Raw genomic sequence first — 25,856 nt, forward strand, 5'->3', positions numbered from 1 at the left:
CTCCTATGGAAAATTTCTTCGGGATTCTTAAACAAGAAAAATATTATGGTAAAACATTCAAAACATATGAGGAGCTAAAAGAAGCAATTGAAGAATATATTGACTACTATAATCATAAACGAATCAAAAGAAAATTGGCTGCTTAATATTTAGTTCAACTTTTTGGGGTCACTACAGTTGTACCAATAACTCCATATGTCCCAGGTACCCAAATACAGGACATATTTCAACATTTCCAACTAAAATAATATCATCTTTTCAAAAAAACATCAATTTTTTTAGAGTATTTCTATCACAACAATTTTTATTCTTTTACAAATTTTTAATTAATAACTAAAACGATTGCATCAAAAAAATAATCCATTAATTCTCAGCATTCTAATATTATTTAATTAACCCTCGATTCCTGAATTTCAATTAAATAACATTTTTATAACTTTATCCCTTAATTTGTAAATATTTTAGAAATATCTGGATAGACTAACTTCTGAGGTGAAGTTATGTGAAAAAGTTATCCACATTTTTTAAGACCAAATATTTAGTTGTAACAATGATTATGGGAATTGAGTTAGTGGCAATCCTGGGACTAACCGTTTATCAATATTTTAAATATCTCCCTGCCCCAGACATTAACGTCAATACCACCATTACTTTTTATGATTCAGATGGAGAAGTCTTTTTAGAAAAAACATACCCTAAAAATCAAAACTGGGTTACACTCGATGAAATTTCTCCTTACGTGATTGATGGATTTATTGCGACCGAAGACCGTAATTTTTATAATCATATGGGATTTGATCCAATTCGCATTGCAAAAGCCGTTTTAGTTAACATAACGACTGGAAGCAAATCTCAAGGTGCATCAACGATTACCCAACAGTATGCTCGTAATTTATTCTCGGACTTTGATAAAACATGGGAAAGAAAAATTAAAGAGGCATTTTATGCATTGAAGCTTGAAATTGCCTATGATAAGGAGACCATTTTAGAAGGTTATTTAAATACAATTAACTTCGGTCATGGTAACTATGGAATTGAAGATGCAGCCTTATTCTACTTTGACAAACATGCGAGTGAACTCACACTCGAAGAAGCATCTGTTTTAGTTGGGATTCCAAAAGGTCCTAGCTACTACTCTCCACTCATCAACTACGAAAATGCCATGTCAAGAAAACAAATCGTGCTAAAATCAATGCTCGTTGAAGACTATATTACACAAGAAGAATACGATCTCGCGCTTAACACAGAGGCAACCATTATTGGGGAACATCCAGAAGCACTTGAATATGATGCCCCATATTATGTCGATGCTGTTTTAAGTGAAGTGGATAAACTGCTAGATGGACAAATGATGTCCTATCGTCATTTAAATATTTGCACGACGCTTGATCGCGAGATTCAAACTTATGTCAACGATGCTATTGAAGACACGATTAAACAAGAGGGAGTTCAAACAGCCGTCATCGTTATGGACCCTCAAACTGGATATGTGAAAGCTCTCAGTGGTGGAACCAATTACGAAACCTCTCAATTTAATCGAGCGTTATATAGTCGACGTCAAATCGGTTCTATGATGAAGCCATTTCTCTATTACGCCGCCCTTGAGTACGGATTCACCCCTTCAACCACCTTTATGAATGAACCTACATCTTTTACTTATAATGATGGAGCAAACAATTATACACCTGGAAACTACTCAGGTGCCTATGCTTACGACGAAATTTCAATGGCTAATGCCATTGCTGTATCTGACAATATCTTTGCAGTTAAAACGCACATGTTTTTAGGAATGGATGTCCTGTCTGAAACCGTGAAACGCTTTGGAATCGAAGAAGAAATTCCACAGATTCCATCCGCTATTCTTGGAGTTAGTTCAATAAATATTATGGAAATGGCCGAGGCCTATAGTATCTTTGCTAATAACGGACAAAGTGTTGAACGAAAATTTGTAACTGAAATTACAGATGGACGTGGCTTCTATGTGTATAAAGATCAAGCCTCTCAAGGTGAACAAGTTTTAGATCAAACCAAAACGTATATCATGAATGAAATGATGACTGGAATGTTTGATATTAATCAAAACAATCATCTATCTGTAACAGGACTATCTATTATCCCAGAACTTACCCACCGATATGCTGGTAAAAGTGGAACAACAAACACCGATTCTTGGATGATTGGATATACTCCTGAACTTGTGACAACCGTTTGGACTGGATACGATGAAGGTCAGACACTCGATGGTGTTGAAGTCAATCGATATGCCAAAAATATTTGGGCATCTGTCATGGAAAACTCATTAAAAGAAAGTGGATCGACTTGGTTTGAAACACCTAAAAACGTTGTTCCAGTTTCAATCGACCCCGTATCTGGGTACCTTGCAGCAGATGACTGCGATAAAAAAGTAACGCTTTATTATGAAAAAGGAAATATCCCAACAACGACATGTTCAGCTCATGAAAAAGAAACAACTATTGTGGATAACGCAAACTAAAAAAGAAGATGTAAAAGTAGCTTTCTACTCTTACATCTTCTTTTTATCTTTTGTTTTCTAAATATTCTTTTAAAATATAAGGCATTTTTGCTTCAAGTACTTTAAACTCTGTCTTTAAATCCACTTTAATATTATCCACATCTTTTGAAATATTATTGATTTCCTCTTTTAAGCGTTGATTCTCTTCTCTAACAACCGCCCTAATCAAATCAATAATATTCTCTTCCTCTACCTTTTTCGCTTCACGTTCCATATCAGCAATAATTAAATTACAAATATAATTAGATTGATTCTTCTTTGACTGTAGATAAGGAATAACTGTAGGTTCGTAATGTTCGTTAATATTAAACGTTTTAAGCATGCTCTCAGATCCCTTCTTATCAATTAAATGGTTAACTTAAAACGACTTTTACATAAAAAATAGTCCATTCACAAACTCGATTAATACCATTGTTACTTGAATAATTTAACCTTTACTAAATCATATGCGACACGTTGCAAATCTAGACATTTTTTAAGTAATTTTTATTAACTTTCTTTATCCTTCCTCCCCATCAAGCCTTCATTACCTATATCAAAACAAAAACATTTCTTATCTATTTCAAGTCACAATTAATAGCTAACAAAAAAATTTATAATCTATTCACCTGTTCATCTCAAGTAATGCCTAAATATTTTAAACTAATTCAGCATATACTAACTTTAGCTATAAAAAACTGATCTGGACTTCTATATTCAACTTATTTAACGTCAGGAGGATTCCCATGAAAGACAAAAATTTAATAGAAAAAATACAATTTGAAGCTGGTCAAATAACCGAAGGAATCATTTTAGGAACAGGAAAAGTTGTCACAGCTATCGAAGATGCTGCCGTCGATCTAACAGAAGATATTCTTGATACTGTCAAAGAAAACAATGAAGATTTAGCCGATGATATCGATGAATTAGAAGAAAAAATAGAAAAAAATCGTATCTCTAGTAAAGAATAAAAAAAGTCCAATCGATTGATTGGACTTTTTTTATTAGCTAATTTCAACATCAGCTGGTTGAATCGTTGTTTTTAAATCTAATGTTTGTTGTTCACGAACAACCGTTAATGTGATTTCATCACCTTCACGGAAATCATATAATTTTTTTCTAAATGCCATTGCGTCATCAACTGAATCACCATTAATCGCTGTTACCACATCACCAGCTTTAATTCCCATTTGTTCAGCAACACCACCATCAAATACTTCATAAATGAAAACACCTGTTTTTTGATCAGTTGAAATATTTAAAATCTCTTTTAAACGATCTGGAATCATACTCATATCTTGAATATAAACACCAAGTTGTGGACGGCGAACTTCACCGTAAATTTCTAAATCATTAATAATTGGAAGTGCAACATACGTTGGAATCGAGAAAGACATCCCCTCAACCGAACTTGTTGCAATCTTCATTGAGTTAATCCCAACTATTTTACCATCTAAATTGATTAAAGCTCCACCACTGTTACCAGGGTTAATCGCCGTATCTGTTTGTAAAACAGTCATTTCCCAATCATCATATCCGTCGCTATTTAAATCAACAGAAACCGTACGATCCTTACCAGAAACAATTCCTGATGTTGCAGAACCTGCAAAGTTTAATCCTAAAGGATTCCCAATTGCAATGACCGTTTGCCCTACTTGTAAATCTTCAGTACTACCAAACTCAGCTACTGCATCAACTGTCACATCAGAAACTTTTAATACTGCTAAATCTGTATAAATATCGCTACCTAATAACTCGGCTTCAGAACGATTACCATTCGAGAACACAACCTCAAAATAATCACCGCTATCTACAACGTGTTGATTCGTTACAATATAAGCCGTATCTCCTTCAGCTTTATAAATAATTCCTGATCCCTCACCTTGTGTACGGTTATTTGCAAAATTAACCACACCAACAATAGCAGGCGATACTTTTTGAATTGCTTCAATGCGTTGAGATTCTTGAGTTACCACTTCACGTTCTACAACTTCTTGAATAATATTTTGATTATTATTATCCGTTGTTTGAGTCGTTCCTGTATTTCCCCCAACGCTCGCTTTATCATAATAGAAGTTCGCAATAAAGAAAACACTCCACGCCGTTACTAAAACAACTAAAGATGTGTATAAAACCTTATTCATTTTCATTCTACCATCCACCTTTCAATAAATTATCCGATTTTAAATAAAGCACAGGCATTTGCCATCGTCTGCTGACAAACTTCTTCATAAGGCACTTCTTTAACTTCAGCGATCTTTTTAGCCACCAATGAAACATAAAAAGGTTCATTCCGCTTCCCACGATGTGGATGAGGTGTTAAATAAGGCGCATCCGTTTCAATCAATAAATGTTCAAGTGGAATTTCACGAGCAACCGACTGTGGCTTTTTCCCATTTGTAAAGGTCACAGGTCCTGCTAATGAAATTTTAAAATTCAACTTAATGAACTCACGTGCTGTTTCAACACTTCCACTATAACAATGCATCACACCACCTACTGACGCAGCATCATACTGCTTCAAAATCTCAAGCGTATCTGCAATCGATTCTCGCGTATGAATCACAAGTGGCTTATTCACTGACTGTGCTAAATGAATTTGGCGAATTAACACTTCCTTTTGAACATCATGCGGAGACGTCTCCCAATAATAATCAAGACCACATTCTCCAATCGCTACCACACGAGGATGCATCGCCTGTTTGGATAACTCCTCAAATAACTCATCCGTTAAATAAATTGCATCAACCGGATGCCACCCAACAGCTGCGTAAATAAAATCGAATTCTTCGGCTAACTCAATGGCTTTTTTGTTCGTTCTCGCATCAAACCCCACGACTAACATCTTTGAGACACCTTCGTCTTTGGCACGTTCGATTACTTCCATTAAATCTTCTTCAAACTTCTTATCATTTAAATGTACATGTGTATCAAAAAGCACATTATCACCTATCTTTAACCTCAAAATCACTCTTCATAGTTTCCTCATTACACACCCTTATCATACATGAATTTTCAGGGGATTTTATGATATTTATTTATAAAATATGTAAAATTTAGAGTGTCGTTTTCATTATATCAAAATCAGGTTAAATTTAGGTTAAATTTCCAATAAAAATATTAGGTTTTTCCTTTGAGCTATACCTCTATTAAACACAATCTTGCTTAAAATAATATTGAATCTCTATCTTATTTTGAAAAAATAAAGTCATAAATTTTCAAATGATGAAAAATAAAATAACAATCTGACCGTTTTCATCGTGTATTTCTTGAAAACTGACAAATATCAGCCTAAAATAGGATCAATTTCTCGAAGTTTGTAAACTCCAATAAAAAAATTCCAATCAGATAAACTGATTGGAATCATAGTCAATCTTCAATCCATTGGGCTAACTCTTCAGACGTTGCTAACACCGAATGCGTTTCACTAATTTGATGTTTTACCCCTTTTGAATAATCCACAGTATCTGAATCATATATCAAAATCTCTCGTGTCTTTTCATAAATCGGATCAGGATTTGGAATTGCTGATAATAATGATTTCGTATACGGATGAATTGGATTATTAAAAATATCTTCTCGTGTTCCAACCTCAACTAAATAACCTAAATGCATAACCCCTATTCGATTTGAAATATATTTGACCATCGATAAATCATGCGCAATAAACAAATAAGCAATCCCAGTCTCCTTCTGAATCTTTTTCATCAAATTAACCACTTGTGCCTGAATTGAAACATCAAGAGCACTAATTGCTTCATCTGCAATAATCAGCTTTGGCTCCATAATTAAGGCCCTTGCAATTCCAATACGCTGACGTTGACCACCAGAAAATTGATGGGGATAACGATAGGCATGATCACGGCTGAGTCCAACCTTATCAAGCATCTTAAATACCAGTTCATTGCGCTCTTCTTTTGACTGATATAAATGATGCACATCAATTCCTTGAGCAATCAAATCAAGTACCTTTTTACGTGGATTAAGAGACGCCATCGGATCTTGAAAAATCATTTGCATATTCGTTCTTAAATGCTTCTCATCCGCTTTGCTTAACTTTCCTGAGATATCCACACCATCAAAAACAATTTTTCCTGAAGTTGGTTCATATAAACGAATAATCGAGCGTCCCGTCGTTGATTTCCCGCTTCCACTTTCGCCAACCAAACCAAACGTTTCCCCAGGATAAATCTCAAAGTTAAGCCCATTCACAGCCTTTACTGTATAATGCTTATTAATTTTAAAATGTTGCGATAAATTCTCTACTTTTAATAAAGGTTCCATTACTGACCACCTCGCTTCATCTTCTCAATCCGACGTTTTAACGCTTCGGGCATCTCAACGTGCGGTGCTCGCTCATCCATTAACCAAGAAGCTACACGATGCTTTCCTCCTACATTATACATAGGCGGCTCTAATCGATAGTCGATATTTAAAGCTACCGCGTTTCTTGGCGCAAACGCATCACCCTCAACTTGATTCAATAAATTTGGTGGAGAACCTGGAATTGTGTATAAGTACTCATCATCCGATTCTAAATCTGGAATCGATGACAACAATCCCCAGGTATAAGGATGTCTTGGATCATAAAAAATCTCTTCAACTGATCCCTTTTCAATAATCTTACCGGCATACATCACCGCAACATAATCAGCGATATTAGCCACCACCCCTAAATCATGGGTAATAAAAATAATCGCAACATTCGTTTTTTCCTGAATCTCTTTTAATAACTTCAAAATCTTGGCCTGAATCGTAACATCAAGCGCCGTTGTCGGTTCATCACAAATTAATAACTCCGGTTCACAAGCTAATGCAATTGCAATCACGACCCGTTGACGCATTCCACCAGATAACTGATGTGGATACTGTTTATAACGTTTTTCAGGATCCGTAATACCCACTATTTCTAACAATTCAATGGCTTTCTTACGAGCTTCATCCTTTGAAATCTTATAATGTTCTCGCATTCCTTCAATAATCTGATGCCCAATCGTCATAGTTGGATCTAAAGAAGTCATTGGATCTTGAAATACCATCGCAATTCGCTTTCCTCTAATATGCTTTTGCATCTGTTTACTCGTAAGTTGTGTCAAATCACGCGTCACCACTTCACCATCTCGGTCGTACGAAAAAAGAATGCTTCCCTTCTCAACCTGACCGTTCTCACTCAAAATTCCTAAAATAGCTTTCGTCGTAACTGATTTCCCACTTCCACTTTCTCCTACAATCGCTAACGTCTCCCCCTGATATAAATCAAGGCGAACCCCACGTATAGCACTTACCTTACCAGCTGTCGTTCCAAACGAAATCTCTAAATCACGAATCGATAACACTCGTCGTCTTTCACTCATATCCACCCCCCCTTACATATCTTTCATTTTTGGATCAAAGGCATCTCGAAGTCCATCTGCTAACATATTAAAACTTAACATTAAAATAGCTAAGACTACGACAGGAAACATCAACATATGTGGATAAGCAAGTAATGACTTAAATCCATCACTAATTAAAACTCCAAGTGAAGCCATTGGTGGTTGTAACCCAAGACCGATAAATGCTAAAAAAGACTCATAAAAAATAGCATTCGGAATCGAGAACATCGACATGATGATGACCTGTCCAAAAATATTAGGTAAAATATCCTGACGAATAATTCCAAACGTTTTTACCCCTAGTGTTCGAGAGGCAAGAATGTAGTCGAGTTCCTTAAGCCTTAAAACTTGAGATCTCACGACACGGCTCATGCCAATCCATCCTGTAATCAACAAAGCAATCGTAATCGACATAATCCCTGGTTTCATGATAATAACTAGTAAAGTAACGATAACTAAGTTAGGAATCCCACTTAAAATTTCAATAAAACGTTGCATATAAATATCAGTTCGTCCCCCAACATATCCAGAAATCATTCCATAAGTCATCCCAAACACCATATCAATCAAAACAGCAAGCGCTGCAATATACAAAGAAACTCGCGTTCCAATCCAAACACGTGTCCAGATGTCACGTCCAAGCGTATCTGTTCCGAAAAAATAATAGACATTTTCAAGTCCACGTTGTTCATATACATTCACACCATTATGTGTTCCATCAAAAATTCCTAATTTTTCGAGGAATGGAATACGTGGTGGCAAGTTCACATGATCCATCATAACCGAATCATATGCATGAGATGAAAGCATAGGCGCAAAAATAGCCATAATAAGTAAAAATAAAATGAAGCAGGCTCCCACTACAGCCCCCTTATTCTTTCTAAATCGATGCAGTACATCTCTCCAAAACGACTGTCCTTCGTAAACAATGTCAGTCTTCATCGCCTCATCTTGGAATACTAGTTCAAAATCATTTTGTAAAAAATCTTGATTATGATTCATGACTACCACCTTCTTTCGATAAACGGATTCTTGGATCAATTACTCCATATAAAATATCCACAACTAGCATCACACCAATAAATAAAATACTGTAAATGAAGGAAAGTGCAATGACGACATTGTAATCATTCACCTGAATCGCAGTCACTAAAAGACTTCCCATTCCTGGAATCGCAAAAATCTTCTCAACCACGAGACTACCCGTCATTAAACTCACCATTAAAGGTGCCACGACTGTAATAACTGGAATCAAAGCATTTCGAAGCCCATGTTTAAACACAAGATGCATCTTCTTAACGCCTTTAGCTTCAACCAATAACATATAATCAGATTTCAAGACATCGACCATTTCAGAACGTAAAAACCTCGCCACGTTCGCAATAACAAACATCGATAAGGCAATGGTCGGTAAAATACTTGAAATCATCGGTTTACTCATGTTGTAAGTGATTGGAAACATTTTTAATTTATATCCTAGATAAAAGCAAAGTCCAAGTGCAAACACATAAGACGGTACACTTACCCCAATAACTGAAATAACGGTTGCCGTTGAATCTATCCACGTATTTCGTTTAAGTGCCGCCACTAATCCAAGACATAACCCAATAATAGTTCCAAGCACAATCGCTTGAAGTCCAATTCGAATCGTAATCATCACACGCCCACTAATTAACGTACTCACTGGGACATCTTTTTGGATTGCATAAGAAACCCCAAAGTCTCCATCTAAAATGACTAATTTCAAATAATTAAAAAATCGCGTAAAAATCGGCTGATCGAGCCCATATTTTGCATTTAGCAAAGCCAGTTGGCTCTCTGTTAGCTTCTCATCATTAAAAGGTGAGCCCGGCATCAATTCAAGCATTAAAAATAAAAATAGCAAAATCAAAAAAATGGTGACCACCGAAATCGCTAACCGCTTCAACACATATTTCCACATCCCCATCACCCCCGTATAGATAGGTCTAGATAAGTTTTACACTGTAAAAACTTTAATTAGACTATAACCGCTCTTAATCATAAAAACTTCCGTACTAAGACCCCCTTCAAAATGGTAAAAAATATTACAGAGAGTTATCTCCCTGTAATATTTTTTGCTTAATCTTCTATACTTGCATTTCGATAAATAAATGGAACCCCTACTGAGTGAGTTTCAACACCTTTTAATTTTGGATTAATTAAATAGGTATTACCTTGTTGATAAAGTGGTGCTAAAGCTGCATCTTCACCAAGTAATATTGCTTCAGCTTCCTTCATCGCTTCCCAACGTGCTTCCACATCGTAAACTAAATCCCCTTTATCAATGCGTTCCATTAACGTATCGTACGCTTCACTTGAATAATTCGGATAATTATTCGTTACCCCTGTAATAAATAAATCTAAATAAGTCGTTGGGTCTGCATAATCTGGTCCCCATCGAGTTAATCCAAGTTCATAATCTCCTGTACGCATTAACTCAAGACGTTGTTTTTTCGGTTGAGATTTTAACTCAATCGTTAATCCAGGTAAATTTGTTTGTAACTCTGATTGAATGAACTCTGCACATTTTTTACTTGAATCAGTATCTTCAAATAATAATTCAAGTGTTAGGCTATCGATTCCAAGCTCAGCCTTTGCCACTTCCCAATATTCCCCTGCTTTAGCCGCATCATAAGCTAAATAAGTATCAGAAGTCTCACGGAAATCTTTAGCATCTGGTCCAGTCGCTAAGCTAACTGGCACAATAAAATCTGCAATAGTCGAACCATCATTTAACACTGTATCGGTTAATTGCTCTTTATTTACTGCTAATGCTAACGCACGACGTAAATTCACATTTTGTAATTCAGTCACTTCATGGTTTGGAGACATATACCATAAGTAACCTTCATGAATTAAATTGAACGCTTCATTATCTTTATAAAGATCCACAATTTCACCTGTTAAACGAACAATATCTAAGTTTCCAGATTCAAATTCAAGCGCTGCAGTTTGAGCATCTTTCATGATTTTATACTCAATGCCATCTAGTTGAACGTCATCTTTTGCATAGTAAGAATCATTTTTCTCAACTTTAAAACTATTACCTTGAATCCACTCTGTCATTTTAAATGGTCCGTTTGCAAGTAAACTTTCTGGACTTTGCGCATAATTACTTCCTTGCTCAGTGACGAACGCCTCATTTAATGGGAAGAATGATGGAAACGCCATAAGCTGTAAGAAAAATGGTACAGGTAATTCAAGCGATACTTCTAATGTATAATCATCTACCGCTTTAACCCCAAGATCTTCTAATGGTTTTTCACCTGCATTAATCGCTGCCGCATTTTTAACTGCTGCCACATCCATGATGAACGCATATTCAGAAGCTGTGGCAGGATCAACAAGTCGGCGCCAAGCATAAACAAAGTCATTCGCTGTAACAGGTGTTCCATTATCCCACGCAGCATCTTCACGTAGATGGAACGTATAAGTTAAACCGTCTTCTGACAGATCATAACCTGTCGCAATCGCTGGGACGGCACTTCCCGCTGCATCTAATGTGTATAACCCTTCGATGGTTGCGGCAATCACCTCAAATGATAACCCATCGGTTGCAATATGTTGATCCATTGATGCTAACTCAACATCTTTTGCAACACGTAACACATTGCTACTTGATTCTTCTCCCCCTGAACAAGCAACAAGTGTTACTGCACAACAAAATATAAAAGTTAAGACTCGCAACTTTTTCATAAGTTTCCTCCCCTTTCATACTAGTGTAATAACGGCTACAAATGTAGCCTCACTCCCCTTCATTAGCCCATAAAAATACAAAATTCAAGGAATTATAACATTTTCCCCTTCGCTAATCGAAGTATAATTCACTATATTCACAAGATTTACACATCATTCCTAGAAAACGCTATTAATTTTTCTTTTCCTACATAAAACCGTAAGAATAAATCTTATGACTGTTTAATATTTATTTAAGATTTTCCTCCATCCACAATGTGTTATTCCCCTATTAATCATCTATAGAGAAGCCATAGCTTAGACATTAAACTAAAAAGGTTGCCTTTCGGCAACTTTACATAATAAATATTCAGTCCATTACCTCTTATCACCCCAGCAGTTGAGGATAACTAAGAGTTCGTCCTTTGGACTCTCTACTTAGTCTGGGGACCCTCCCCAGCAGTTGAGGATAGCCACGATCTCAATTTGCCTTTATTTAATCTAAATTCATTCTATAACTTTTTATTGCCCATTAATTGCTATTAAAAAATAGTTCGCTAACCATACTTTATTTAATATCTCTTCAGCCTACAACCACAAATCACCCCAGCAGTTGAGGATTGTTCACTTCGTTCACTGCCGGGGGCCCCACTTTGTAAAGTAAAATAAAAAAGTTGCCGAAAGGCAACTTTTTTATTTTACTTTACTTCCATTTGGTAATTCGTCAATGATTGTTGGTAATGTTAATTTTCCATCGTTAGATGCTGCTAATACCATACCTTGTGATAATTCACCACGTAATTTAACTGGTTTTAAGTTTGTAACAACTAATACTTTTTTACCTACTAGTTGTTCTGGTTGGTAGTGTTCAGCGATTCCTGATACGATTTGGCGTACTTCTGATCCTAAGTCGATTTGAGATACTAATAAGCGGTCTGCTTTAGGGTGTTGTTTACACTCTTTGATTTCTCCGACTTTGATTTCTACTTTCATGAAGTCGTCAATTCCGATTTGAGGAATTTCTTCTACTTCTACTGCTTTTTCTTCAACTTTTTTAGGTTCTTCAGCTGGTTTAACTGAACCTTTCATTTGTTCTTTGATGTATTCCACTTCTACTTCAACCTCCAAGCGTGGGAAGATTGGTGTTCCTTTAGAAACAACCTTAGTTCCTTCTGCTAATGTATTGTAATTATTTAAACTGCTCCATTCTTTAGACGCTGCCCCTTCAATTCCTAATTGAGCGAAAATTTGTGGCGTTGTGCGTGGCATAAATGGTTCAATCATGATAGCAATCTGACGTAAGCTTTCTGCTAAGTGACACATTACCGATTCTAATGCAGCTTTATTTGCTTCATCTTTTGCTAATACCCAAGGAGCTGTTTCGTCGATGTATTTATTCGTACGAGCAACTAACGCCCAGATATCAGATAAAACGATACTAAATTGCATATCTTCAAAGTTTTTCTCAACTTTTTCAACTGTTGTTTTGATGAAGTCTTCTAATGTTTGATCAAATTCAGTTACTTGACCTGCATATGCTGGAATAACTCCATCGAAGTATTTATTAATCATAGAAACCGTACGGTTTAATAAGTTTCCTAAATCATTTGCTAAATCAAAGTTTACGCGCTCAACGAATGATTCTGGTGAGAATACTCCATCTTGTCCGAATGGTAATTCACGTAATAAGAAGTAACGCACAGCGTCAAGTCCATAACGTTCAATTAACATTTCAGGATATACCACGTTTCCTTTAGATTTAGACATTTTCCCGTCTTTCATCATGATAAATCCATGAGCAAAGATTTTTTTAGGCAATGGTAAATCTAAAGCCATTAAGAAGATTGGCCAATAAATCGTGTGGAAACGAACGATATCTTTCCCAACAACATGTACATCTGCTGGCCAGTATTTATTGAATAATTCTTCATTATCTGATCCGTAACCTAATGCCGTGATGTAGTTAGATAAAGCATCTACCCATACATAAATAACGTGCTTAATATCTCCAGGAACTTTAACTCCCCAATCAAACGTCGTACGAGAAACTGATAAGTCCTCTAAACCTGGTTTAATAAAGTTATTAACCATCTCATTTTTACGAGATTCAGGTAAAATGAATTCAGGATTAGCATTGTAATATTCCATTAAACGATCCGCATATTTTTTCATGTTGAAGAAATAAGATTCTTCTTTCACGACTTTCACGTCACGACCACAGTCTGGACATTTTCCATCCACTAATTGAGTCTCAGTATAATAAGACTCACAAGGTGTACAATATAAACCTTCATAGTGACCTTTGTAAATATCACCATTTTCCATGAATTTAGCGAAAATTTTCTCAACCATCTCTTCATGACGTTTTTCAGTCGTACGAATGAAATCATCATTTGTGATGTCCATCATTTCCCATAACTTTTTGGCTGCATCAGCAATTTCATCTACATAAGCCTGTGGCTCTTTTCCAGCTTCTTGAGCTTTTTCTTGAATTTTTTGTCCATGCTCATCCATACCCGTTAAGAAACGAACATCAAATCCACGGCTACGTTTATAACGAGCCATTGCATCAGATGCTACCGTTGTATAAGCTGTTCCGATGTGGAACTTTCCACTTGGATAATAAATTGGAGTCGTAATATAAAATGTTGGTTTAGACACTCAAAATCCACCTCTTTATCAAATTTAACTACACTCATTTATGTAATTTCAATGTTTTTATTATAGCATAACTAAGTCAAATTTAGACACTAAAAAAAGAATCCTCAAAAATACACGTGAAAATTCTAAAAAATTAGGTATTCAAAAAATCCACCGTTTTACAAACTATAACAATTAAGCTCGAAAACCCACGACTTACTTGGAATTTATCCACATTTTTAAGTCTAAATTCAAATATACATTAAACTATACACACGAACTGTACATTCACCCATCCTTCGACATCGTCATATGATATCATCATTTTACCAAGGGGGGATCTTATGAAAGGACAGCTAACAAAACGGGATATTACTTTAATCGAACACTGCAGAAAACACCTGCCAATCACAAGCGATATGGCGGCCATCCTTTTTTATCCGAACCGCTATATCGCACAACGACGTCTTAATACGATTCATCAATTAAGACAACTAAAACGAACCGAACGGATTGTAGTCAATCAACCTTATATTTATTACCTTGATAAACGAGATATCAGGCATCTACCTTTCACCAAATTACTTTACGACCTTCGTCAAAATGAATACGATATCTCAGAGTATGACTTTGATGGACGTACACTGACTGCTATTATCCACAAAGATGAACTATCTTACAAAGTTAATAGCACCATTCAAAACATTGAACAAGTTTATAAACGGCTATCCCTAATAGCATAAAACAATCCCTCACAATAAAATCTGTGAGGGATTTTTAATATCCAACTTCATCTAAATAAATATCCACATCCTCACCTTTACAAAAAGCAATAATCACTTCCTGTAAACGTCTTGGACAAAACTGATACTGATCAAACTTTCGAATCGGAATCCATTCTACATCAACCTGGTTACAATCTGGGTAACTTCCATTTTGAATTTCAGTCTCATCCTCTGGATAGCAAACAAAAATATGTTCAATCGTATGTTCGCATGCCTCATAATTAGATAAATAGTCGCGTACAAACAACAAATCATGAACCTTAACATTAGCATTCACCTTTTCAAAACAATGCCTTTTTATAGAATCAAACATGTCTTCCACATGACCTATCTTTCCACCCGGTAACATATAATAACAAACTTGCTCATCCAAAACCTTTAAACAAAGCAACTTTCCTTCCTTCACTATCACAGCACGAACAGAACAATTTACCACCAAAAAACCGCCCCCTCATACAAAAAAATAGCCCTTACATCATTATATTTCGCCAAAATAAAAAGTGACCTAAATATAGTGAAAAAAATAAAAAAAGCATACCTCAGTATGCATTTGCTATTATCTAAATTAAAACCATTTTGCCGATGCTGGCAAAATGGTTTTGTCCCACTACATATAAATCACTACTTATTTCTAAAAACACTACAAGAGTTCATGACTTTCTGCATATGTTATCCCTACATCAGACTGAAACCTCGTATTACCCCATTAGTGGAGGAAACCTAAAAAGCTAATCTCCGATTACGCTTTTTAGGATGGGTCCCCATGATCAAATCTCATTTTTCGGATGGTTGTAATTTTTCCGTTTTGTTTGTAAACACGTGGCACTCGGTCGCTTAACATACATAAAATTTCATAACTAATGGTTCCAATTTCATCTGCTACACGTTCAACTGGCATTCCATCTCCGATTAAGGTTACCATTGTTCCCATCTCAACTTCGTGTGGAAGGCGAATCATGAGCTGATCCATGCAAACACGTCCGATGATTTCACATTCCTTCCCTTCAACAATAACATTTCGGCCTTGATGAGCACGAATCCAGCCATCGGCATAGCCGATTGGAACAACTCCAATCCACTCGTCATTCTCCGCTGTATAAGTTGCCCCATATCCAACTTTGTCTCCCTTGTTGATACGTTTAACCTGAGTAATTTTAGAATATAGCCTTAGGGCTGGTTTTAAATCAAATTCAAGTGGAATAAACGTCGCATCTGGATTAATACCATAAAGACCAAGTCCTAAACGAATGGCGTGATCAAATTCAAATTCTCGTTGTAATAACGTCGCTGTATTTTCAATATGAACATATTTAATAGAACTTAAATCTAAATCTTCGATTAAAGATTCAAAGGTTTTAATCTGATATTCTAAATAATCCGCATCACAATCCGCTGTCGCCATATGAGTAAAGACTCCCTCAATCTCAACATTTGGTGCTGCTTTTAATAATTCAAATGTTTCTTTTACTTTTTCTTTTGTTGTTAATCCTAATCGATGCATTCCACTATCGATTTTCAAATGGACTTTTACAGGCGTTTCTAATGGTAACTCAACTAACTTTGAAATCCAACACTCATCGTGAGCTGTTAGGGCAATATTATACTGCGCTGCAATACTAACATCTTTTAAGCGAGTCATTCCTAAAACTAAAATAGGCGCTTCAATCCCAGCTTTTCGAAGACCTAATGCTTCATCAAGTCCACTAACCGCTAAATTCGTAACCCCCGCTAAAAGTGCAACCCTAGAAACCTCAACATCGCCATGACCATAGCCATTTGCTTTAACAACCGCAAAAATCTTTTTATTTGGATGCAACTTTTTAATTTGTTGTACGTTATAAACAATTGCATCTAAATCAACCTCTGCCCATGTGTCACGATAAAATGACATACATCTCACCTCTTAGCTTGTTTTCAACCTACTCATTAATTAACATGATACGCACGATAAACTTCGTTTTTCGCCAAACCACGTTCCTTCGCTACACGCTTAATACTCTCATTTGTACTGAACCCTTCAGAAACATAATGTTCAACATGATCAACAACTTCAAGTTCCTGCCACCATAACGTTTCTTCCTTCGTTTCAGTTGATCCTTCAACAATCACAACCATCTCACCGCGTAAATCATCGACAATATTCAAACATTCTTCAACCGTTCCGCGAACAAACTCTTCATACTGCTTTGTTAACTCACGTGCAATCACAATACGACGATTTCCTAAAACCTCTTGCATCGCTTGTAACGTCTCCTTAATACGATGAGGTGACTCATAATAAATCGTTGTAAAGGGTTGATACTTTAACTCTTCTAACTCTTTTTTCTTCTTCGACTTCACACGATTTAAAAATCCATAAAATAAAAATGGCTGTGGAACTAATCCTGATGCAATCAATGCACTTAACGCCGCATTTGCACCTGGAACTGGAATCACCGCAAACCCAGCTTTAATCGCCTCTGCCACAATCTCATAACCCGGATCTGAAATGCAAGGTAATCCTGCATCACTTACAAGCGCAACATTTTTACCCTCACTTAATAGCTCTATGATATAGTCACCTTTTGTTCCCTTATTATGTTCATGATAACTCGTTAACGGTGTCTCAATCTCATAAACATGGCACAATTTCTTTGTATGACGCGTATCCTCAGCTGCAATCATATCCACTGATTTCAAAACCTCAATTCCACGAGGCGTCATATCCCCTAAATTACCGATTGGTGTTGCCACCAAATATAAAGAAGCAAGGTCTTGTTTAAAACTTTTTTGAATCTGCATAATCTTCACTCCATCTATATCACACGCCATGTGCTCTACTAAATTTATTCTATGTGGAAATAGAGAATTTTTTGCTTTTTTAATTCAGTTATTATTTTTAAGAATAGGCTCCTGAACTATTGGGGATAGAAGCTCCTATCATCCCGTAAAAAAATTCTTTCAATTCATTGATATCTCTCTATAACCAATATCTCTTTTTAATTATCTAAGGAAAAAGTGCTAAACACATTAATTAGATTATCTCTATAAAAAATTCATCTCACTAAACACTTAGAGACTTATCTATTATAGCAGATTTTTCCCTTAGATATTAACGCGTTTAACACTAATTACCTCGATATTTATGATTTAAAATATATAACAACACCGACATCGATAACGTCATCATATTCTCAAAATCTTTTTCTACACTAATCACCGCAGGCTCTTGATTTAACTCAAATGTCAGATTCGCTACATAATCATAAATCTCCTGCTGATTTTGAAATGGAATAATGGCCATTTTACTGAAATCTTTTAACTGGCGTGATGCATACAAATGTAACTTTCCTTCATATTGAATATGCTGTCTAATTGAATGTGATGCGTGCAAATAATCATTCGCATGATAAATACACGTATAGTCACAGAAAAAGTGAATTAAAATACCTAACTTTTCTGAAAACTCTTCTATCTCATAATCTTTTTCAATCATAATATCAAGCCACTTAAAAATAACCGTCACATTATCCCGATAATAATGACTAAACTGACGATACTTTTTCTTTAAATCAGGTTTAACATTACCAAATACAAATTTTCGTCGACATACACATTTTTGTAACTCTTTTGGAAGTTCCTGATATAAAAATTCTCCAACTAGTCGATGAGTATTCGCAATCATACGACCATCTCCACTCTTTTTACTAATATTATTCTCTTAATTATAAAGAGTTATGTCGAATTTTGCTACATAATAGACGAAAATAATTGAGCTAATGATTCCAGAGCGCGCTTAAAAGCAGATCGTTTTATCCACTGTGAATAAATAACCTCTGTGCTTCTAGACAAATCAATATTAAAATCATTCAGTATACTCTGAATCGATTCCGTATGATAAAGCATTACGTTTACTTCAAAATTCAAATAAAAACTTCTGATATCCATATTCGTTGTTCCAACAGAGGCTACTTCCTCATCTACTACAATGACCTTAGAATGACAAAAAACACCATCATAAGTAAAAATTCGAACTCCAACTTCAAGCAATGGTTCAAAATACGATTGCGTCGCATAGTATACAAACTTTCGATCTGCACGACCTGGGACAATAATGCGAACATCAATTCCTGCCAAAGCTGCATTTTTTAGTGCCGTTATGACATCAAAATCAGGAATCAAATACGGGGTAATAATATAAACACTTTTTTCAGCTCCCATAATCATCCTAAAAAAAGCTTGTTTAATCGCAGCAAGTGTTGACTGAGGTCCTGAGTCAATAACTTGAACTCCTCCATCTTCAACCTCTGTCACCTTTTTATAATAAAGATCATTCGTTAGACGTTCACCCGTTGCAAAAAACCAATCACCCGAAAATAAAACAGCAAAATCACGAACCGCCTCTCCCTCTACCAAAATAGATGTATCCCGCCAAAATCCAAATTTCTTAGAACGATGAATATACTCATCTCCAACATTAATTCCACCTGTAATCGCAAGTCGACCATCCACTACAACAATTTTTCGATGATTTCTATGGTTAACCTTATTCGTTAAAAATGGAACTAAAACTGGGTCAAATTCAGCCACAACAATTCCCGCTTCTCTCATCTCCCTTAAAACAGAGCGCTTCATCTTTCGAGAGGTTCCAAGAGGATCAAATAATAATTTAACGTCAACCCCTGCCTGTGCTCGTTCTTTTAACGCATTAATAACTTCCATCCCAATATCATCACTATTAAAAATGTAATACTCAATAAAAATAAATTCCTGCGCATTTTTAATTGCATCAATTAAAACAGGGAATTTTTGATCTCCATTTGTTAAAATTCGCGTCTTCGTTCTAAATGAAACATCACTTCGACATGTCATTGTATTTAAACGAACGAGCATCTGTGACAATTTACTCATTTCCGTCTTAATATCCGACGTCTCATAATCACTCGATGGGACAACATAGTCTGGGCCTAATTCCTTCAATCTACGACGATACCGAAATGTCTCACGAAAATTATGTCCAAGCATTAAATACAAAATAATCCCGATAACCGGAAACAAGGCGATAATAAATAACCATGGCAACTTATTTTTAGAATCCGAATAAATAAAAATAACGAGCCACGTTAAGACTGAAGCCACCGATAGAATCATATAAACTAGTCCCCAAGTTGCTGCTACTACACTATCAAACTGTATCGAATAATAAAATCCAGCCAAATAAACAATCATTGTTAAGACAATTAATCCAATCATAACAAGCGACTTCTTCAACTTCAATCACCTACATTACCCATGATAACCATAGTTTATCCATTTTTTATGTAAAAATACAAAAAAGCTATCCTGTGGATAGCTTTTAATGGTTTAAAATGAATTTCCAACCAAAGGAAAGCAACGATCTTACTCAACAGAGTAAGCCGTCTAACCTAAGGACTCTATTCCTTTTTTCCTAACATAAATAAATCTAAAATTTCTTGGCTATAATTTAAACTTGTTTCATTCTCATAAACAAACAACGGTTGATCAATACGTAGATTTCCAGGATTACCACCCTTGATTCCTTCAATTAATAACACATTTGCCTCACGATTAATACGTGGATAAACTAATCGCATACGCTTAGGCTCAATCTTATACTTTCTAAACGTTTCAATAATATCGACTAAACGATCTGGGCGATGAACCATTGCAAAACGTCCACCATGCTTTAATAATAATGAAGCTTCCTTCACCACATCATCAAGTGTCGCTAAAACCTCATGACGTGCAATGGTTAAATAATCATTCTTATTCAAATTACTATCTGGATTTACCTTAAAATAAGGAGGATTACAAGTGACCACATCATGAGCATACTTTCCAAGCTGCTCATGAATTCCTTTTAAATCACCCTTCACAATCGTAATACGATCCTCAAGACCATTCACCGCCACATTACGAGTCGCCAAATCATAAGACATATCCTGAATCTCAACACCTGTAATATGTGCCTTAGAACGAAGCGATAAAAATAACGGAACCGGCGCATTACCCGTACATAAATCCACAATCGACTTTACACCCTTATTAATCGTCGGATAATCACCAAGCAACGTTGAATCAAGTGAAAAATTAAACATCTCTGGATTTTGAATAATCTTCAATCCATCATAACCTAATAAATCATTTAAAACCTCGTTCTCCTTTAAAAATTTCTGCATGAAATTCACCACCTACAAACTTAAACTCGCTAAATGCCACCTAACATGAACACCAAGCGAGTCCTAAAAATTACATCATAAGATTATAAAAAAACAATATCCAAATATTATCCACAATTTATAAAAATTAACGCCAAACTAAAAATCTCTATTTACCGCATCAGGAAACAATCTACCAATTGAGAATTAGATGATCTTCACCAATCTCTAGGGAACTTTTACGCTTACTAGCTGAATATAACGAAGCTTAGTAAAAAGTTATCCTTTAGAGTTACGCGAGATTAACCGTTCGGTTCAGCCTTTTAGTCCAATCTAGCTTTACCGAACAATCTCACTATAAAGTTCCCCTCACTCTTCATCATCAAAAAGCGATGATTCGGGTGATGGTTCACTTTTACGCGAGATTAACCGTCCGGTTCAGCTTTTTCTTTAGTCCAGTCGAGTTTCGTCAAGCAATGACCTTCAAAAATCGGACACACCGACCATTTCTCTTTGAGAAACTAAGTCGCTGGTACTTGCATTTTTGAGGATCATTAACCGCTTGACTCAACATCCTAGTCCATCAGTTCTTTTAGTTCTGGGTCGAATGGGATTTCTTCTTTTTTGACTTTTCGATCTAGAATTTTGATGATTTCAGATGCTTCGTGTTTACGTGTTGTATCTTTGTAATCAACGAGTAATGTTTCTGAAATCATGTTGATTGAACGAACGCGTCCTTCTCCGAATTCGGTTAACACACGATTTCCAACGTCAGGTAATCGTTGCATTAATTCAACATATGTTTCATTTTCATATTTTAAACAGCATAATAATTTACCACAAATCCCTGAAATCTTAGATGGATTTAATGATAACTGCTGATTCTTTGCCATCTTGATCGTTACCGTTGCAAACTCCCCAAGGAATGAGGTACAACATAACACACGCCCACAAGGTCCAAGACCACCAATCATCTTGGCAGCATCACGAACCCCAATTTGGCGTAACTCAATGCGTAAACGGAACGTATAAGCTAAATCCTTAACTAACTGTCTAAAGTCAACTCGTCCCTCAGCTGTAAAATAGAAAATTAACTTCGTACGATCAAACGTATACTCACAACCTAAAAGTTGCATATCTAATTTATTCTTAATAATTAACTGCTCACAACTAGCTAAAGCCTCAACTTCATCAGCCTTATTTTTACGATGCTTTTCAATATCCTCGTCCGTTGCAATTCGCATAACAGGTTTTAACGGTAAAAAAACATCCTCTTCATTCACAAACTTAGGACCGATCACAACCGTACCAAACTCCATTCCACGAATCGTCTCAACTAAAACATAATCACCTTTCTTTAACTCAAAACCGTTTGGATCAAAGAAATATTTTTTTCCAACTTGCTTAAACTGTACCCCTACTACTTCATATTGCATCAATAAATCCTCCCTTCATTTCTAAAAATAGTTGATCAAAACAAAGCAACACATTTGCGTTAGCCATCAAATGCTTTTCTGCATCCATCAAGGCTCGTAGCTTCTTCAAACAAATTGCAAGCGAATTAGCTTCTTCACTACTCGAAAGTGGCGCCGTATACATACGATAACGCAAATCCTTTGTCTTACCCACCTTTAATTTCAAGACATCCTCATAATAAATCATATAAAGCTTCAAAAATAAAAACTGAGCATCCTTCTCTTTAACTAAATCTTGATGCCTAGCTAGCACAATTGAGGGATCAAAATTCGTCTTTACGAAACAATCCTCAACTTTCAAAACAAGCTCAATCAACGAATTAAAATGCGCTGACTCTGCTAACTCGATACCTTCATCTATATTTTGAGTCAAAGCCGAAATAATCGGAGCATGTTGCGACACTCCCGCTTCAACATATTGCTGTATTAAAGATTCATTCGATAAAGACTTAAATGAAAGAATGACAGACCGTGAACGAATCGTCGGAAGCAACTTCTGCTTGTTCTGCGTCAACATAATCGCATAAGTATTCGCCTTCGGCTCCTCTAAAAACTTAAGCAAACTATTTGCCGCACTCACAGACATCTTATCAGCATCCTCAATAATATAAACCTTTGCACAATCCTCCGCTGCCATCTTTGAAAACTCCGACTGAAGCTCTTGAATCTGCTCTTTCTTAATACTATTTCCATCCGGTCGAATCATATAAACATTCACATGCCCATCAGACTCAATCATCTGACAATGACGGCACGTACCACAAATCCTATCATCCGACTCGCATAATAACATTTTAGCAAAATTCTTCGCAACAAACAACTTTCCAACACCTTTAGGTCCCTCTAAAATGTACGCATGCACCAGTCTATTTTTTTGATAACTATTGATTAAAAAGCGCACCACCTCTTGCTGGCGATCCTTAATTGTCTCCCAACCTTTCACATCCATCACCACCTTTCATCAATCCTTTATTATTTACCTAACTTCTCTAAAATTAACTGACAAATTTCATTTGTCACCGCTTCGATTGATTGCGTTGCATCAACCGTTACAATACGTTCACTAAACAAATTAGCTTGAATTTTATACCCTTCATACACTAACTGATGAAACTCAAGCCCTTCTAAATCCAAACGATTAACCTCACGACCACTATTAGCAGCAATACGCGCTAGTCCATCCTCTGGCTTAATATCAAAAAAAATCGTCATATCGGGCATAAACCCTTCAATCGCAAACTGATTAATCTCGCGTACTTCATCCATCCCAATTCCACGAGCATAACCTTGATATACAATCGAACTATCTACAAAGCGATCACATAACACAATCTTCCCTGCATCCATAGCCGGTTTAACCTTTTCAACTAAATGTTGACGACGCGCAGCAGCGTAAAGTAAAGCCTCAGTACGACTATCCATCTCTGTATTCTCACGATCTAAAATAACCTCACGAATTTGTTCCGCAATTTTAATCCCACCAGGTTCACGTGTATACAGAGTCTCAATCCCAAGCTCTGATAACTTTTGGATTAATTCATTTGCAATAGTTGTCTTTCCGGCCCCTTCTCCGCCTTCTAATGTAATAAAGAATCCGCTCATCATCATAACTCCTTTAGCTAAATAAATTTCAAATCCCATTATCTCATAAATAAAAACTTTTTGATAGATGGAATTATTCCCCGTTTAACGTAAAAAATAAAAACATCAGACACCAAAGGAGTTATCATGATGAAAAAAAACATACTACTATTTCTCACCTGTTTCCTACTTGTTTCCTGTGGCAATCAAAAACCAAGTACAGAAAACCACACCCAAAAACAACTCAACATCCTAACAACCGTCTACCCACTTACCTACTTCACCGAAAAAATAGGCGGACAATACGTCAACGTCAACTCAATCTTAACCCCTGAAAGTGATATCCACAACTACCAGCTAAACGACAACGTTACCAACCAAATCCTATCCTCACAACTATTCCTCTATATCGATGACACACTTGAACCATATATCGGGGACATTTCATTACAATTCCAAGAAAAGAACTTAAATTACATTGAAATCATCAGCCTCATAAAACAACAAACAGCTCCTGAAATTGGGGAAGCCCAAACCCTCATCAGTGGCACTCTCTCAACAACAGAATCACCCGCTCGAAAAGATGACAATCTAAACACCATTATTTCAGACTATCACCTTCCAGACAGTCGTAGCCAAACCAATGACATCACCACCATGTACGAAAGTCCTTATAATCATCTATGGCTACATCCTAGCTACGCCATCATGATGTGTGAAATCATCCGTGACGAACTTATCAAACTACTTCCAGAGTACAAACCAACCTTTGACAAGAACTTCGAAGAACTAAAAGAAAAACTTCTCGACCTCAACAACGCCTTTCTATCCCTGAGCACTGCTCCGAATCATTACTTCCTCGTTACACATGCTGCCTACTCAACATGGGCTGGATATGGACTCATTCAAATTCCAATCACCGATATGTATGAAAGCCCACTCCCACAACAAGAATTAGAAACTGTACAACGACTCGTATCAGACCTAAACCTCTCCTACCTATACTTTGAAGAAAACATAACAAACTATAAAGCCAAACAACTCCAAAGCGAACTCCACCTAAAAACTGCTACGCTCTACAATCTTGCAACACTCACCTACGACCAAATAAACAACGGAGACGACTACTTCTCTCTCATGTACCAAAACATCAAAAATCTAGAACTCGAACTCTACGAATAAAAAAAGAAGTAGGACCCAACATCCTACTTCTTTTCTAATATCTAAAAATTATCCATTGATTTTAACATCAGTAATTTGATTAAATACAACACGCTTTAAAGTTGAATCCGTGATAACTAATAATTGCTCATAATGCTCATCATAATGAGAAATCGTTCCTGATACAACAAAGCTATCACCATTTTCATCCGTTACCGTTAATTCAACTGGTAACTTCTCATCAAACGCACGTCTTAATCCTTTATATCCTAATGTTTCTTTAGTTGCAATAACCTGTGTATATTTTGAAAGGTCATCAAGATTTAAAGCGTCATTAGGTTGAATCATGCTTTGCGTCGACTGCTCCTGTCGACTAAATAATTTATTTATGAATTTTAGTGCCATATTTGCCTCCTGTATAATTCAACAAATAACTCGTTGCTTCCCTTATATCACCCTATCTATTTAAATTA

Annotated in this window: 24 protein-coding genes; 5 read left to right on the top strand and 19 right to left on the bottom strand. The window is 36.1% G+C overall.

Annotation, left to right across the window (positions count from 1 at the left end; all coding sequences use genetic code 11):
* Both J6D32_RS10270 and J6D32_RS10275 read left to right on the top strand, forming a co-directional pair.
* Nucleotides 1-146: IS3 family transposase (locus J6D32_RS10270; RefSeq protein WP_287467656.1), on the top strand; the 146-nt coding region annotated here is incomplete at its 5' end.
* A gap of 356 nt (nt 147-502) precedes the next feature.
* Nucleotides 503-2,494 carry a transglycosylase domain-containing protein gene (locus tag J6D32_RS10275; RefSeq protein ID WP_287467654.1) on the top strand — a complete coding sequence of 664 codons (1,992 nt, stop codon included), beginning with the start codon at nt 503-505 and terminating at the stop codon, nt 2,492-2,494.
* Between the two features lie 43 nt (nt 2,495-2,537).
* Here the strand turns inward: J6D32_RS10275 and J6D32_RS10280 are convergent, their stop codons facing one another.
* Nucleotides 2,538-2,855, bottom strand: coding sequence for a hypothetical protein (locus tag J6D32_RS10280; RefSeq protein WP_006783512.1), 318 nt, complete (start codon nt 2,853-2,855; stop codon nt 2,538-2,540).
* Between the two features lie 403 nt (nt 2,856-3,258).
* Here J6D32_RS10280 and J6D32_RS10285 point away from each other — a divergent pair, with 403 nt between their 5' ends.
* Complete coding sequence (locus J6D32_RS10285; RefSeq protein ID WP_009606894.1) at nt 3,259-3,483, top strand: hypothetical protein; 225 nt, start codon at nt 3,259-3,261, stop codon at nt 3,481-3,483.
* A 33-nt stretch (nt 3,484-3,516) separates the two neighbouring features.
* Here J6D32_RS10285 and J6D32_RS10290 read toward each other — a convergent pair whose 3' ends face one another.
* From J6D32_RS10290 to metG, 8 genes are all read right to left on the bottom strand, one after another.
* The gene (locus J6D32_RS10290; protein ID WP_006785958.1) at nt 3,517-4,662 is read right to left on the bottom strand and encodes a S1C family serine protease; all 1,146 of its coding nucleotides are present in this window, start codon (nt 4,660-4,662) and stop codon (nt 3,517-3,519) included.
* A 23-nt stretch (nt 4,663-4,685) separates the two neighbouring features.
* Nucleotides 4,686-5,453 carry a TatD family hydrolase gene (locus tag J6D32_RS10295; RefSeq protein ID WP_006785956.1) on the bottom strand — a complete coding sequence of 256 codons (768 nt, stop codon included), beginning with the start codon at nt 5,451-5,453 and terminating at the stop codon, nt 4,686-4,688.
* A 428-nt stretch (nt 5,454-5,881) separates the two neighbouring features.
* Entirely contained in the window at nt 5,882-6,796 is a 915-nt protein-coding gene (locus tag J6D32_RS10300; RefSeq protein WP_006785954.1) for an ABC transporter ATP-binding protein, read from the bottom strand.
* Nucleotides 6,796-7,866 carry an ABC transporter ATP-binding protein gene (locus J6D32_RS10305; RefSeq protein WP_195984575.1) on the bottom strand — a complete coding sequence of 357 codons (1,071 nt, stop codon included), beginning with the start codon at nt 7,864-7,866 and terminating at the stop codon, nt 6,796-6,798. Before J6D32_RS10305 ends, J6D32_RS10300 begins: the two co-directional genes overlap by 1 nt.
* A 12-nt stretch (nt 7,867-7,878) precedes the next feature.
* Nucleotides 7,879-8,889, bottom strand: a complete 1,011-nt coding sequence (gene opp3C / locus J6D32_RS10310) for an oligopeptide ABC transporter permease (protein WP_006785951.1) — start codon at nt 8,887-8,889, stop codon at nt 7,879-7,881.
* Complete coding sequence (locus tag J6D32_RS10315) at nt 8,879-9,829, bottom strand: ABC transporter permease (protein WP_006785949.1); 951 nt, start codon at nt 9,827-9,829, stop codon at nt 8,879-8,881. The genes opp3C and J6D32_RS10315 overlap by 11 nt, the downstream gene beginning before the upstream one ends.
* Before the next feature lie 158 nt (nt 9,830-9,987).
* Complete coding sequence (locus J6D32_RS10320; RefSeq protein ID WP_009607657.1) at nt 9,988-11,604, bottom strand: peptide ABC transporter substrate-binding protein; 1,617 nt, start codon at nt 11,602-11,604, stop codon at nt 9,988-9,990.
* Between the two features lie 672 nt (nt 11,605-12,276).
* A complete protein-coding gene (gene metG, locus J6D32_RS10325; protein ID WP_009607536.1) occupies nt 12,277-14,244 on the bottom strand; it encodes a methionine--tRNA ligase in 1,968 nt (655 codons plus the stop codon).
* Nucleotides 14,245-14,567: 323 nt separating this feature from the next.
* Between metG and J6D32_RS10330 the strand changes: the two genes are divergently transcribed.
* Entirely contained in the window at nt 14,568-14,966 is a 399-nt protein-coding gene (locus J6D32_RS10330; protein ID WP_147633163.1) for a hypothetical protein, read from the top strand.
* A 34-nt stretch (nt 14,967-15,000) separates the two neighbouring features.
* Here the strand turns inward: J6D32_RS10330 and J6D32_RS10335 are convergent, their stop codons facing one another.
* From J6D32_RS10335 to tmk, 9 genes are all read right to left on the bottom strand, one after another.
* Entirely contained in the window at nt 15,001-15,444 is a 444-nt protein-coding gene (locus J6D32_RS10335; protein ID WP_006783727.1) for an NUDIX hydrolase, read from the bottom strand.
* A gap of 312 nt (nt 15,445-15,756) precedes the next feature.
* Nucleotides 15,757-16,899, bottom strand: coding sequence for an alanine racemase (alr, locus tag J6D32_RS10340; RefSeq protein WP_055163952.1), 1,143 nt, complete (start codon nt 16,897-16,899; stop codon nt 15,757-15,759).
* Nucleotides 16,900-16,934: 35 nt separating this feature from the next.
* On the bottom strand, nt 16,935-17,789 hold the full coding sequence (gene rsmI / locus J6D32_RS10345; RefSeq protein WP_202795338.1) for a 16S rRNA (cytidine(1402)-2'-O)-methyltransferase: 855 nt from the start codon (nt 17,787-17,789) through the stop codon (nt 16,935-16,937).
* 325 nt (nt 17,790-18,114) lie between these two features.
* Nucleotides 18,115-18,672 carry a zinc dependent phospholipase C family protein gene (locus J6D32_RS10350; RefSeq protein ID WP_006783719.1) on the bottom strand — a complete coding sequence of 186 codons (558 nt, stop codon included), beginning with the start codon at nt 18,670-18,672 and terminating at the stop codon, nt 18,115-18,117.
* A gap of 65 nt (nt 18,673-18,737) precedes the next feature.
* Entirely contained in the window at nt 18,738-20,258 is a 1,521-nt protein-coding gene (gene cls / locus J6D32_RS10355; RefSeq protein ID WP_055163955.1) for a cardiolipin synthase, read from the bottom strand.
* A gap of 164 nt (nt 20,259-20,422) precedes the next feature.
* Nucleotides 20,423-21,187 (bottom strand): tRNA1(Val) (adenine(37)-N6)-methyltransferase, encoded by a 765-nt coding sequence (locus tag J6D32_RS10360; RefSeq protein ID WP_006783717.1) that lies wholly within the window; start codon nt 21,185-21,187, stop codon nt 20,423-20,425.
* Between the two features lie 554 nt (nt 21,188-21,741).
* Nucleotides 21,742-22,602: a PSP1 domain-containing protein gene (locus J6D32_RS10365; protein ID WP_006783716.1), complete on the bottom strand. Its 861-nt coding sequence runs from the start codon at nt 22,600-22,602 to the stop codon at nt 21,742-21,744.
* Nucleotides 22,592-23,584, bottom strand: a complete 993-nt coding sequence (gene holB, locus J6D32_RS10370; RefSeq protein ID WP_287467655.1) for a DNA polymerase III subunit delta' — start codon at nt 23,582-23,584, stop codon at nt 22,592-22,594. The genes J6D32_RS10365 and holB overlap by 11 nt, the downstream gene beginning before the upstream one ends.
* 29 nt (nt 23,585-23,613) lie before the next feature.
* A complete protein-coding gene (gene tmk, locus J6D32_RS10375; protein ID WP_350022481.1) occupies nt 23,614-24,243 on the bottom strand; it encodes a dTMP kinase in 630 nt (209 codons plus the stop codon).
* A gap of 129 nt (nt 24,244-24,372) precedes the next feature.
* On the opposite strand from tmk, the gene J6D32_RS10380 reads away from it, so the two are divergent.
* Complete coding sequence (locus tag J6D32_RS10380) at nt 24,373-25,404, top strand: metal ABC transporter solute-binding protein, Zn/Mn family (RefSeq protein ID WP_229098570.1); 1,032 nt, start codon at nt 24,373-24,375, stop codon at nt 25,402-25,404.
* A gap of 48 nt (nt 25,405-25,452) precedes the next feature.
* On the opposite strand, the gene J6D32_RS10385 is transcribed toward J6D32_RS10380, so the two are convergent.
* On the bottom strand, nt 25,453-25,788 hold the full coding sequence (locus J6D32_RS10385; protein ID WP_006783712.1) for a YolD-like family protein: 336 nt from the start codon (nt 25,786-25,788) through the stop codon (nt 25,453-25,455).
* Between the last annotated feature and the right edge of the window lie 68 nt (nt 25,789-25,856).

It is taken from the genome of Turicibacter sp., assembly GCF_017941855.1.
Classification (GTDB): domain Bacteria; phylum Bacillota_I; class Bacilli_A; order MOL361; family Turicibacteraceae; genus Turicibacter; species Turicibacter sanguinis.